Origin of the sequence: Halobacillus shinanisalinarum, from assembly GCF_022919835.1 — a bacterium.
Taxonomy (GTDB): Bacteria; Bacillota; Bacilli; order Bacillales; family Halobacillaceae; genus Halobacillus_A; species Halobacillus_A shinanisalinarum.
Map to the genome: position 1 here is coordinate 4,397,164 of NZ_CP095074.1, position 12,220 is coordinate 4,409,383.

14 protein-coding genes and 2 pseudogenes are annotated in these 12,220 nt (G+C 40.3%); 10 read left to right on the plus strand and 6 right to left on the minus strand.

Annotation, left to right across the window (positions count from 1 at the left end; translation table 11 throughout):
• The first annotated feature begins 29 nt into the window (after positions 1 to 29).
• The gene (locus MUO14_RS21785) at positions 30 to 194 is read left to right on the plus strand and encodes an aspartyl-phosphate phosphatase Spo0E family protein (RefSeq protein WP_244752603.1); all 165 of its coding nucleotides are present in this window, start codon (positions 30 to 32) and stop codon (positions 192 to 194) included.
• Between the two features lie 29 nt (positions 195 to 223).
• Here MUO14_RS21785 and MUO14_RS21790 read toward each other — a convergent pair whose 3' ends face one another.
• Positions 224 to 1,372, minus strand: a complete 1,149-nt coding sequence (locus MUO14_RS21790) for an aminotransferase A (RefSeq protein WP_244752604.1) — start codon at positions 1,370 to 1,372, stop codon at positions 224 to 226.
• Positions 1,373 to 1,486: 114 nt separating this feature from the next.
• On the opposite strand from MUO14_RS21790, the gene MUO14_RS21795 reads away from it, so the two are divergent.
• From MUO14_RS21795 to MUO14_RS21815, 5 genes are all read left to right on the plus strand, one after another.
• A complete protein-coding gene (locus MUO14_RS21795; protein ID WP_244752605.1) occupies positions 1,487 to 1,633 on the plus strand; it encodes an FbpB family small basic protein in 147 nt (48 codons plus the stop codon).
• Between the two features lie 241 nt (positions 1,634 to 1,874).
• The gene (locus MUO14_RS21800) at positions 1,875 to 2,726 is read left to right on the plus strand and encodes a patatin-like phospholipase family protein (protein ID WP_244752606.1); all 852 of its coding nucleotides are present in this window, start codon (positions 1,875 to 1,877) and stop codon (positions 2,724 to 2,726) included.
• An 11-nt stretch (positions 2,727 to 2,737) separates the two neighbouring features.
• Positions 2,738 to 3,436 (plus strand): DNA alkylation repair protein, encoded by a 699-nt coding sequence (locus tag MUO14_RS21805; protein ID WP_244752607.1) that lies wholly within the window; start codon positions 2,738 to 2,740, stop codon positions 3,434 to 3,436.
• A gap of 63 nt (positions 3,437 to 3,499) precedes the next feature.
• Positions 3,500 to 3,901 carry a hypothetical protein gene (locus MUO14_RS21810; RefSeq protein WP_244752608.1) on the plus strand — a complete coding sequence of 134 codons (402 nt, stop codon included), beginning with the start codon at positions 3,500 to 3,502 and terminating at the stop codon, positions 3,899 to 3,901.
• Between the two features lie 99 nt (positions 3,902 to 4,000).
• Positions 4,001 to 4,906: a chemotaxis protein gene (locus tag MUO14_RS21815; RefSeq protein WP_244752609.1), complete on the plus strand. Its 906-nt coding sequence runs from the start codon at positions 4,001 to 4,003 to the stop codon at positions 4,904 to 4,906.
• Between the two features lie 12 nt (positions 4,907 to 4,918).
• Here MUO14_RS21815 and MUO14_RS21820 read toward each other — a convergent pair whose 3' ends face one another.
• From MUO14_RS21820 to MUO14_RS21835, 4 genes are all read right to left on the minus strand, one after another.
• Complete coding sequence (locus tag MUO14_RS21820; RefSeq protein WP_244752610.1) at positions 4,919 to 5,140, minus strand: hypothetical protein; 222 nt, start codon at positions 5,138 to 5,140, stop codon at positions 4,919 to 4,921.
• 96 nt (positions 5,141 to 5,236) lie between these two features.
• Positions 5,237 to 5,704 carry a YkyB family protein gene (locus MUO14_RS21825; protein WP_244752611.1) on the minus strand — a complete coding sequence of 156 codons (468 nt, stop codon included), beginning with the start codon at positions 5,702 to 5,704 and terminating at the stop codon, positions 5,237 to 5,239.
• A gap of 74 nt (positions 5,705 to 5,778) precedes the next feature.
• Entirely contained in the window at positions 5,779 to 6,351 is a 573-nt protein-coding gene (locus tag MUO14_RS21830) for an SCO family protein (RefSeq protein WP_244752612.1), read from the minus strand.
• Positions 6,352 to 6,438: 87 nt separating this feature from the next.
• Positions 6,439 to 7,296: a metallophosphoesterase gene (locus MUO14_RS21835; RefSeq protein ID WP_244752613.1), complete on the minus strand. Its 858-nt coding sequence runs from the start codon at positions 7,294 to 7,296 to the stop codon at positions 6,439 to 6,441.
• Positions 7,297 to 7,443: 147 nt separating this feature from the next.
• On the opposite strand from MUO14_RS21835, the pseudogene MUO14_RS21840 reads away from it, so the two are divergent.
• Positions 7,444 to 8,030: pseudogene (locus MUO14_RS21840) on the plus strand (SDR family oxidoreductase).
• 217 nt (positions 8,031 to 8,247) lie between these two features.
• Here MUO14_RS21840 and trhA read toward each other — a convergent pair.
• Positions 8,248 to 8,883 (minus strand): PAQR family membrane homeostasis protein TrhA, encoded by a 636-nt coding sequence (gene trhA / locus MUO14_RS21845; RefSeq protein WP_244752614.1) that lies wholly within the window; start codon positions 8,881 to 8,883, stop codon positions 8,248 to 8,250.
• 467 nt (positions 8,884 to 9,350) lie between these two features.
• Between trhA and cbpB the strand changes: the two are divergent.
• The 3 genes and pseudogenes from cbpB (at position 9,351) to dapD (ending at position 12,183) form a co-directional block, all read left to right on the plus strand.
• Positions 9,351 to 9,817 (plus strand): annotated as a pseudogene (gene cbpB, locus MUO14_RS21850) (cyclic-di-AMP-binding protein CbpB).
• 81 nt (positions 9,818 to 9,898) lie between these two features.
• On the plus strand, positions 9,899 to 11,389 hold the full coding sequence (locus tag MUO14_RS21855) for an MDR family MFS transporter (RefSeq protein WP_244752615.1): 1,491 nt from the start codon (positions 9,899 to 9,901) through the stop codon (positions 11,387 to 11,389).
• A gap of 74 nt (positions 11,390 to 11,463) precedes the next feature.
• Positions 11,464 to 12,183: a 2,3,4,5-tetrahydropyridine-2,6-dicarboxylate N-acetyltransferase gene (gene dapD / locus MUO14_RS21860; protein WP_244752616.1), complete on the plus strand. Its 720-nt coding sequence runs from the start codon at positions 11,464 to 11,466 to the stop codon at positions 12,181 to 12,183.
• The last annotated feature ends 37 nt before the right edge of the window (positions 12,184 to 12,220 follow it).

Genomic DNA, 12,220 nt, shown 5'->3' on the forward strand with positions numbered 1-12,220 from the left:
TATATTCGCATACGCTAGGAGGTACGATGATGAAAGTAGATCAGCAAGATCAACTCACATTAAGGATAGAACGGTTACGTAAGCGTATGACAGAGACTGCTATAAAAGAAGGATTTTCAAGTGCTAAATCGGTGCGAATGAGTCAGGAATTAGATCATCTACTTAACCAAATACAACAAAAAAAAGATGCATAAGAAAAGAGCGAAAATGATTTCGCTCTTTTTTACGTTAAGAATTCCTCTAGGCGAGCCATTCCTTTCTGCAGCGTGTCCATACTGTAAGCATAGGAGAGCCTCATATACCCATTTCCATATTTGGAAAAAGCATCTCCCGGTACGAGGGCAACACCCGCTTCTTCAACAAGCTGTACCGCTTTATCAAAGGAAGACATATCCCCAAGTGGGAATTTAGGAAAGATGTAAAACGCTCCATCTGGAACTTGATAGCTTAGCCCCATTTTATCAAGACGTTCCATGACATAGGATCTTCTCTGATCATATTCTCTTTTCATATGAATGGGGTCGGATTTGCCATTGTCTATTGCTTCTAAAGCTGCGTATTGACTAATGGATGTGGCACACGAGACATTATATTGATGTACTTTGAGAATATGCGCAGCTAACCATGCAGGAGCTAATAAGTAGCCGATTCTAAAACCAGTCATAGAGTGTGATTTAGATACGCCGTTTATAACAATAACTTGGTCGCGTATCTCGGGAAAGACAGCGATAGAAGTGTGGTCTTTACCATAAGTAAGTTCACTATAAATTTCATCAGCAATCATAAATAGGTTATGTTTTTTGATAACAGCTGCAATTTCTTTCAACTCTTCTTTAGATAAGGACACTCCTGTAGGGTTTGATGGGTATGGCAGAATGAGACATTTTGTCTTTGGTGTTATTGCTTGCTCGAGTAATTCGGCAGTAAGTTTGAACCCGTGCTGTCTTGTGTCTATGTGTTTAGCTGAAGCCCCTGCTAACTTGATAAGGGGTTCATAACCAGGATAAACTGGGCCAGGTAAAAGAACTTCATCGTCTTTTTGCAAAATAGTCCGTAGTGTAATATCGATCGCCTGTGAGGCCCCAATGGTAACAATAACTTCATCCTTAGCATTGTAAGATAATTGGTAGCGTTGGTCAACGTGCCGACTGATCGCTTCTCGAAGCTGAAGCAGCCCGGCGTTGTGGGTATAATTCGTATGATTGTCATGAATTGCTTGAATTGCAGCATCCTTCACATGTTCCGGTGTTCTAATGTCAGGCTGCCCGATGGTTAAAGAAACCACGTCATCATAGTGACTGACCATATTAAAGAATTGTCGAATACCGGATATTTGAATGGTTGATAGGTTTTTATTAATTAAATGTTCCATTAGTCATCCTCCAATTAAAATGTTAACAAAATGTTCAAACAATTTAGATTTATCCCTTTTTTTATTTGTTATAATGAATATGTACCATGTAAATGCGAGAAAGGAGTTTGAGTCATGAGGCCAAATCGAATCTCTTTTGAAGAGCTAGTGAACCAAAATAAGGAACGGCTCTTGAATGATCAGCAAGCTTTAGAAAAAATCGACAAACAAATTGATGAGAAAAGAGCAAAAACGATAGATAAAACTAAAATTGTAAATTGATCATATCATAGAGTAAAAGCAGCCGCATAGCGTGGCTGCTTTCCTTTTTTATGTGAGAAAATCTTTCAAGTGGCTTTCAAGGACTTAAGACTTTTTGATTACAATCAGAAACTAGTTCAACTACCCTCCATTATGTGGAAATAATTAGCACACTACCTAAGGGAAGATGGTTCGGTTTACTTCAAAGAGAGGTAAATGAGCGTTATAATTTCACTATAGAAAAAAGGGGGGGAGACTGTTTGTGAATCAAACTGGTTTAGTATTAGAAGGAGGAGGAATGCGGGGAGCTTATACAGCAGGGGTGTTGGATTTCTTCCTTGATGAAGACATTCATTTCCCTTACGTTGTTGGAGCTTCAGCGGGAGCTTGTAACGGGAGTTCTTATGTGGCCGCCCAGCGTGGAAGGAATTATGAAGTGATGGTTGAATACGGGAATCATCCTGAGTACATATCTTATAAGCGTATGTTTACCGATCGTCAATTGTTTGGTATGGACTTTATTTTTGATAAACTTCCTAATCATCTTGTTCCCTTTGATTATGATGCATTTTTATCGAGAGCGACAGAGTTTGTTGTAGGGACAACCAATATGCGAACGGGAGAGCCGCAATTCTTCAATCATTTTCCTGATCGGACAAGCTTACTTCAAGTGATGCGGGCGTCAAGTTCATTGCCGTTAATTGCACCTAGTATATCGTATTTGGGAGAAGACTTAATGGACGGGGGTATAGCCGATCCGATTCCATTGCAGCATTCAATTGATTCAGGTAATCGTAAACATGTGGTTGTGTTGACGCGTAATGACGGCTATATCAAAAATAAAATGAAACTGAACTGGTATTTTAATCGTAAGTACAAAAGCTTTCCGAGGTTTGCTCAAGCTTTAAGAAATCGCCATCAAAAGTACAACCAAACCATATCAAAAATTAAAAGGATGGAAGAGAACCAGCAAGTTTCCGTTTTACGCCCTTTACGTCCTTTGCGCGTTAGCCGATTAGAGAAAAATAGGGATCGCTTGCATCAATTATATATGCAAGGCTATCAAGAAGCAGAGCAGCAAAGTGATGAATTAGCCAAATTCGTTCAAAGTTAATGGAGGTAGGCATGAATCGTAGTGGTATTATAAAAGACTCGATTGTAAAAGAATTAAGTGCAAACAGAGATACTACGCAGAATGAAGCGATGGAAAAATACATGAAAAACAAATTTCCCTTTTATGGAATCAAAACGCCTGACCGCTCAAAGCTAGTGAAGCAATGGTTAAAGTCATTTACGCCTATGGTATTTTCAGAGCGTGCAGAAGCGGCTAATTTACTTTTTCAAGAAGAGGAAAGAGAGTGCCATTATGCGGCACTAGCATTGTTAGATATAGAGTCCAAACAACCACCTGAGGAAGCTATTGATGTATATAAAGAGTTACTAACTACTAAGCCGTGGTGGGATACCGTAGATTCAATCTCTTCAAACCTATGTGGCAGGTACCTACTTCATTATAATAAAAAATTGCAGCAGATCACTGTAGATTGGTCAAACTCCGATCACATGTGGGTGCGAAGAGCAAGTTTGCTCAATCAGTTGTCGTTTAAAGAGAAGACAAATGAACAACTGTTATTTCCGGCGATTGGGAAATTGAAGCATGAGAAGGAATTTTTTATCGAAAAAGCGATTGGCTGGAGTTTACGGGAGTATAGTAAAACGGCGCCCCAAGCTGTGATATCGTTCATAGAATCTACGGAATTAAGGCCGCTTAGTAAAAGAGAAGGATTAAAATGGATGAAAAATAAAGGGATCTATCCTGCCTGAAAAGTATAGAATGGAAAATCATCGATCATAATGGGAGTAAACAGTGAAAGTGAGGGATCCTCTATGAATCAATGGTTTAATGTTTCCTTCCTTGATCGGGTGATTCAGTGGCTGGATCAAGATATCCTGCAAATATTTGGATTGAACGGGTTACACATTCAATTTGTGCTCGTCTTTCTGCTAATAGCTAGTATCATGTTTGTAATGAAGCCTATAATGGAGTGGCTGCTTGTCAAGCAATGGTTCACCTTGCTTGGTTATAGTATTAGTTCTATATTGGCCATTACTTTTTTACAAATGGTGGATCGTTATGCTATGGGAACAGAATCTACATTCCTACCTTCCTACTATTGGTCGATCAGCTTGCTTGCGATAAGCAGTTACGGCGCCGTCCGTGTTTTAACCGGCATAGGAAGAATGGTCATGACGAGGGTGAAAATTCGCTCAAAGAAACGGGTAGCCTAAGTATAATGTGACAAAACACCCCAAACTTTTGTACTATCATTCTGTGGATTGTGGTATGGTTTAAGTGAAGAATGATTATAGAGAGGGTTGAAGTATGGGATGGAGAAGGATCGAGGGGTTTTACTGGAAAGTGGTACGAATGAGCTTGAGATAGTTGAATTCGGTATCGGTGAAAACCGTTTTGGGATTAATGTAATTAAGGTAAAGGAAATTTTAAACCCTGTACCTGTAACAAAAATTCCTCATTCACACCCAGCGGTTGAAGGTATTGTCGATATTCGGAGAGATATTGTTCCTGTCGTTGATGTAGCACATGCATTGGGGTTTCAAGCTTCTACAAATCCTAAACAAGACAAATTTATTTTGACGGAGTTTAATCAGACTAAAGTTGTGTTCCACGTACATACAGTAACACAAATTCACCGTATTTCCTGGGAATCCATTGAAAAACCAGGGAAGATGTATCAAGGACTAGAATCCGGAATTACAGGTGTTATTAAAAAAGATGACGATGTGCTACTCCTGCTTGACTTTGAAAAGATCGTCTCAGATATATGTCCAGAATCAGGTTTGAACAAGGGAGACATCCATATCCTTGGTAAACGGGAGCGTTCGAATAAGAAAATTTTAGTGGTAGAAGATTCGGGTTTATTACGTGGCTTGTTACAAGAAACATTGGAGGAAGCGGGCTATATTCATACCGTGTTTTGTGAAGACGGCAAGGATGCTCATGATCATCTTCAAGCTATAGTTGCTGGAGGCAGGGAAGTTGCTGAAGAGTACCAGTTGGTGATTACAGATGTTGAAATGCCCAGGATGGACGGTCACCATTTAACGAAGTTAATAAAGGAAGATAAGAAACTCAGCATTTTACCTGTGATTATCTTTTCTTCACTAATAACCGAAGACCTTAGACATAAAGGTGAAAAGGTTGGAGCTGATGCTCAAATTTCAAAGCCAGAAATTGTTGAACTTATTCAGTTTATCGATCAGCATAGTCTTTGAAAAAAGCCGCTCTTAAGAGCGGCTTTTTTCATTTTCGACTTTTTCAAATAAGACATCGTGCCAATCATACGCTTGTTTCGTAATCTTTAAAGGGTCTGAACTTGTCGGGTGTGAGTCGCGGATAATATTTTTTTCATGTTCCGTTAAATGTTCAAATGAAGATCTTAATTCAGTTGAATACTCTACATACTTATTCAACTGATACAAGAAGTCATCCAGTGGATTCATTGTCATTCTATCACCCCTCCTGTTAAAGGTTATTCCTTTTTTTCAAAGAGTCAAAACATGAAAAACAGAGAAGCCGGTCATTTTATCGGCCTCTTTGTTTAATTAGCGCTTTGGACGCTGGTTCCAGGGAGTGATATGTTGTTGTCCCAACATGGACGAATTGGAGCGGTATGAAAGCGAGTGAGAAGCGGGGGACTTACGTTGGTCCCATCCTAGATATTTGTAAAGTGTCCGTTTGGCTTTGGCCAGAGATAGTTTCGGTTTGGGGTTTCGATATGAGTGATCAATCTTTCCTAAGTGTTTCAATTGGTTAAAATCCTTCTTTTCAGCAGGGATATGAAAATAGTAACCGCCAACTTCAATCAGAAGTGTAGAATGTTGCTTGCTAAGTTTAGGATGATCAGAAAAATGCAGACCGATTTTTTTTGCTTTACGTTCTTGAAGTAATTTAGTGATCGTGGACTTTTTAATTTCATATAAGTGCTTGGGCTCTGGAGCTGTTTTCGCATGTCGGTTAACAATAAACAGTGATTCGGCGAGTTCTCGAGACGATGACTGATTTTCTCTCATACGGGTTCTCCTTTCACGTAGTCATTCTATCGTATGATAATTAACAAAAATTTGCAAAAGCAATTCGCTCATACCTACATTAATTTTTTTAAATCTGAAATGATTTGATCCATTTCTGCTGCTTTAGTTCCGTTATAACGCTTGATTACGTCACCTTCAGGGGTGACTAAATAAAAGCTTGTACCATGTGCCACTTGGTTTGAGCCTTCCATTTTGGAAAGAGGGGATTGGAACGATTTGATTGACAATTCTTTAACTTCCTCAAACGTATATCCCGTTAGGAAACTCCACTGCTCATAATCAGGTTGATAAGCATCAGCAAATTCTTTTAGCTTCTTTTTTGTGTCTTGTTTAGGATCAACGGAAAAGGAGACAAGTTCAACACCATCCATATTTTCTTCCTTTAATTGCTGTTGGAGGCGAGACATATTTCCTGTCATTGGCGGACAAACGGTTTCACAACTGGTGAAAATAAAGTCAGCTACCCAATACCCCCCTTTTAAATCCTCTGGCAAATTCACTTTTTCACCGCTCTGTGTTGTAGCTGTAAATTCTTCTATTTGGCGCGACATATTTTCTTCAATAGGAGAGCCGCAGGCTGTAAGCAACAATAATAGTAGTAAATTGACCAATGTGAAATATTTCATAATCCATCCTCCAAACACAGATAGTACTTTTATTTTAACATGTGCTTCCATTTTTGACGGACGCAAGATCATCCTGTCACAAAAATGTTAAGTCTTTGTATTGAGATAAAAAACGGAATATTCGGGACGGCACATAAACCGATAAGGGAGACGAGTTGTACCAATTCCCCTATTTACATAGAGAGTTAACTGCTCACTAATCGTATGTTTTCCCTCAATATAAGTTTCTGCATATGGAGGGGTGACAAGTGCACCCAGAATGGGCAATTGAATTTGACCGCCATGACTGTGTCCTGAAAGCTGTACATGGATTCCATGATTTTTCATCTGATCAGCCACATCAGGTTCATGAACAAGCAAAACCGTAAATGGATCTCCTTTAATCTGTTTAACCGTTGCTGTGATATCTGGTGATCCAAGCATCACGTCATCTAACCCTGCTAAGGAAAAAGAGTCTTGTCCATTATCTATCATTGCAACACTGTTCTGCAGTAGCTCAAATCCTCCGTCCTCCATGACGGCCTTCACCGTCTCTGTCCCATAGCCACCGTGGTCATGATTGCCATAAATCCAATACTTTCCGAGAGGTGCTTTCAGCTTTTGGAGCAATTGCGGAATGCTTTGATCGAATCGGTACGTATGAGGTTCGTCAACGAGGTCCCCGGTGAAGACGATCAGATCAGGCTCCTCCTGGTTAATCGTCTGTATTAATTGTTTGAACTGTTCAAGATTATAGTTAAAGCCTATATGAGTATCGGAAAATTGAACAACCTTAAAGCCGTCAAATGATTTCGGTATTTTCTCATGTATAAGGGTATATTCCTGTCTTTGCAGCATGTGGGGCTCAATATTACGGGCGTAGTAATAGCCGCCGCCGCTCATTCCAATTAGTCCAAGACCGCTTAGTAGGAATTTTTTTATAAAGCTGCGTCGCGTTAATCTCATGATACGTGTCCTTTCATCTTAAATACTTCCGCCATTATACCACTTTTACCCTAAAATCCTATATGAATCAATTGGATGTGAAAAAAACAAAAAAATGCATAGGAGTTGTTGTATGGGATGTTAACGAAGAGGATGGAGGATGAAAAAATGAAAGATCAAGTAATAATAGTCACAGGTGGTTCAAGTGGTAAGGGGCTGCACAGGGCCGAAAGGTTGTTGAAAAAGGAGCAAAAGTAGCGATCACCGGCAGGAATATTGAACGTTTGAGGCAGGCAAGAGATCAAATGCCAATGGTAAAGAAGAGAACGTACTATTAATAGAAATGGATGTTCGTGAAATAGCAGATATAGAGAGAATGGTTCAACAAACGGTGGAAGCCTTTGGACGCATTGACCATTTAGTTAATAATGTAGCAGGAAATTTCATCGCCCTGCAGAAAAACTTACTCCAAATGGCTGGAACTCTGTTATCAATATCGGGTTGAATGGGGAGCGAAATACGGGATTCGTGCGATCGCGCCCGGCCCTATCGAGCGAAGAGGAGGCGTTAACATATTATTTGAATCGGAGGTAGCCACAAAGAGGACATTACATTCAGTTCCCCTAGGCAGATTAGGTACACTCAGGGAAATCGTCGGACTAGCCAGTTTTATTTTATCAGGCGAGACAGCCTGTATGAATGGAGAAATGGTTACACTTGATGGGGGACAATGGCTCAATCAATTCCCTTTTTAAAAAAATGACAAAGCCGCTTACTTGAAATCGAGCGGCTTTATGTTCGTTTATAGATGAGTAAAGCCAGGTGCTTGGGTACAGTCAATTATCTCCGTGGTCCCACATTACATGGTCGTTAAGCGATGGCACAGGCGTGCTGCGTCGAACTTTCTAGGAATCTTCTTCAATCCATTACCTGTCATATGCTTATCGTGCCTATCAGGGTTTAGTCTTTTTCTTAGATAATATAGAAAAACACTGTGAAGAAGTGGAGGATGGATCCGCTGAGAACAAGCAAATGCCAAACCATATGGTGGTAAGTGAAGGCTCTCCATACATAAAATATGGCACCTAAAGAATATAAAATTCCACCGAAAACCAAAAAGATGATGCCTGCCGTTTGCATTTCCATTGTTAGAGGTTCCCAGGCAAAAACGATCAACCACCCCATAAGAACGTAAAAAACTGTTGATAATACAACGAATCTTTTCACGAAAAAGATTTTAAAGATGATCCCAAAAATCGCAATTCCCCAGACAATTCCGAACAACGTCCACCCAAGTGTACCTCGTAATGGGACAAGCAGAAGGGGGGTATAAGTTCCTGCTATAAATAAGTAAATAGCTGAGTGGTCAAAGATTTCGAACAGATCTTTACATCTACCCGGCGGGAAACTATGGACAAGTGTCGAGGAGACATATAAAGCGAGCATCGTAACTCCATAGATTGTTACAGAAACAATCTCCCACGCATTTCCACTTAAGCTTGCAAATACAATTAATAAAACGAGCATAGCCACACTCAGTATCGCCCCAACCCCATGGGTAACCGCATTAGCAATCTCTTCACGTTTTGAAAAAGTGTGTGTCTCCATAAACTTATTCAGTCCTAACTCTGATCATTTCTTTTAGTGTGTGTTCAAAAAGTTGCCGAATGAGAACGTCGACAAAGATCGTTACCTCCTGTGACAACCTCGAGACGAGCGCGTTCCTTGTGTGTCGCAAAAAGTTCGAGGCGCGAACGTTTTGAGGGCCACAGCGTATGCCTTTCCTACGTGAGGACCAGAAAAAATGAGCAACGAAGAAATTCGCCGTTGACCATTTGGTGACTTTTTGAACATCTTCTTTTAGTATAAGTGTTCTAGTTCAGTTTATAAAGCAAATCATGTTATTGGGTTATCCTTGAATCGATTAGGGGTATTATATGGCTGAAGCAGTATGTTGATGAATGTCGAAAATTGCGATTCGTTTGCGGTGTGAATCTATGTTAAACTAATTTTAGATGTGTGTCAGCGTTTCCTTTTTGCTCCTTCAATTGTTTGATTAGAGAGGAGTGTTGATGATGGTAAGTGTACAGAGTAAAAAACTTGAAATCCCGCTGGTTGAAGAATTAATGATTCCAGCAGAAAAAGTAGCCCATGTACAAATTGGAAATCCCTTAGATCATGCTTTACTGGTATTAGTCAAAAGCGGTTACTCTGCCGTGCCCGTCGTAGACCCAATGTATAAATTTCAGGGGTTATAAGCAAAACAATCATTCTTGAAGAGACTCTTGGGATGGAACAATTTGAATTGAATCGATTAAATGATATGTCAGTAGGTGAAGTTGTCGACACGGATGTTCCTTGTTTGAAGCGAACTCATACAATGATTGATGCGTTACATAAACTCATCGATCATCCATTTATTTGTGTCACCAACGACAATGATGAATTTGATGGGATTGTAACAAGAAGGACCATTTTAAAACAGTTTAGCAAACACTATCATGAAACATTGAAGCGAGTAAACGAAACGACAGAAATATAGGATGAAGGATGGCGCCTCTTGCAGGCGTCTTCTCTTTGTAGAGGTTGTTCAAAAAGTCACTTGTAATAAGGGTGATAGCTTATGGAATCAGTTCAGAAACCTTATAAAAAGCAAAAACGCGGGCTTGTTTTAGCATCGATTATGCTTGCTATGTTTTTGTCAGCTATCGAAGCGACAATTGTATCTACTGCTATGCCCAGCATTGTGGCTGATTTAGGTGGGTTTAGTCTTTATAGCTGGGTGTTTTCCGCCTATTTATTAACCAACGCCGCTACGGTTCTGTTGTTTGGCAGACTGGCTGATATTGTTGGCCGCAAACCAATTTTCTTAATTGGAATCATTTTATTTCTGGCCGGTTCTACTTTGGCCGCTTTGTCGCAAACGATGTTATTTTTAATTGCAGCACGATTAATTCAGGGACTTGGCGCTGGTGCGTTAATGCCGATTGCAACAACGATTGTTGGTGATATTTATACAAAAGAAGAACGTGCTAAAATTCAAGGCTATTTGTCGAGTGTGTGGGGGATCTCAGCTGTCTCAGGCCCGCTCTTAGGTGGTTTCTTTGTTGATGTATTAAGTTGGCCTTATGTATTCTGGATGAATATTCCCCTGGGGCTACTCGCGATCATAGGAATTGTTCTATTTTTTAAAGAAGAGGGCTCTAAAGAGAAACAAGCCGTTGATTTAAAAGGTTCTCTGTTAGTCATGCTTGCTGTCAGTTTATTTATGTTTATTTTAGTTGAAGGCGGCGTCGGTGTATCCTGGATATCATGGGAAATGGCAATACTGATCAGCTTAACCTTATTCAGTTTTGTCACCTTCTTGGTGCATGAACGAGGTGCCGCTTCCCCGATGATGCCTTTCCAAATATGGCGGATACGGTCGATTAAATATGCTAATTTAACTTCTTTAACGTCAGGTATGATCTTAATCGGGGTATCGAGTTATTTACCAACTTTCGTTCAAGGGGTGATGGAAAGATCGGCAACGGTTGCTGGTTTTACTTTAACGACGATGTCAATAGGCTGGCCAATTGCTTCTACACTGGCAGGGAGACTTATATTAACCATTGGATTTAGGACGACTTCTATTCTCGGTGGGGTGTCATTAATCATGGGTGGAGGCATATTTACATTGTTATCACCTGAACGCGGTCCTGTCTTCGCTGCGATTGGGTCGTTATTCATCGGTATTGGTATGGGGCTTTCCACTACATCGTTTATTGTATCAATTCAAAATGCTGTGAACTGGGAGATGCGTGGAATAGCCACAGCTACTAATATGTTTATGAGGACACTAGGAAGCGCCGTGGGAGCGGCCCTTTTAGGTGGATTGCTGAACAATAGAATACAAGCAGCCCTTACTGAATCAGGGTTAGATCATAAGTTTTCCGTTGATTCTACTAATTTGCTATTAAATGAAGAGGGAAGAACACAGTTGGGGGAACAGGCTCTTCATGTACTTAAGGAGGGGCTGACATCTGGCCTGCAGTTCGTTTATATCGGATTGCTGATCCTTGCAATCATAAGCTTATTCCTTATTTTACGATTACCTAGAGGAAAACAAACGTAAAATTCTTGTCACGGGTAAGGTGCTTTGATAAAGTAAAGGGTGAGATACGCGACTACGTTTTGAGGAGGATACATATGAAACAAATGGATGCCAATGAGATTATCTCATTTATTTCAAATAGTGAAAAATCCACACCTGTTAAAGTATATGTAAAAGGGAAGGGTCTTTCTGACATTGACTTTGGTCAGGATGTAAAGGACTTTATTACGGGAGAGTCGGGCGTTCTTTTCGGAGAGTGGAAGGTAATTGAACCTCTTCTTGAAAAGTACAGCACACAAATTGAAGACTATGTGCTTGAAAGCGATCGCCGAAATTCAGCGATTCCGCTGCTGGATACAAAGAAGGTTAATGCTCGTATTGAGCCCGGTGCAGTTATCCGCGACCAGGTAGAAATCGGTGACGGGGCGATTATTATGATTGGTGCTTCCATCAACATTGGTTCTGTTGTTGGTGAAGGTACAATGATCGATATGAACGTTGTCCTAGGTGGACGAGCAACGGTAGGAAAAGATTGTCATATCGGTGCTGGGGCCGTGTTAGCTGGTGTGATTGAACCACCTTCTGCAAAGCCTGTTGTTATTGAGGATGAAGTAGTCATCGGCGCGAATGCAGTGGTACTTGAAGGGGTAACAGTCGGAAAAGGTTCTGTTGTTGCTGCAGGTGCAATCGTAACAGAAGACGTGCCATCAAACACGGTTGTGGCTGGAACGCCAGCTAAAGTCATTAAAAAAATCGATGATCAAACAAAATCTAAGACAGAGATTAAGAAAGAACTCAGAAAACTAGATAATTAATTTCTTAAGACCTTGCTTATCGATAGCAAGGTCTTTC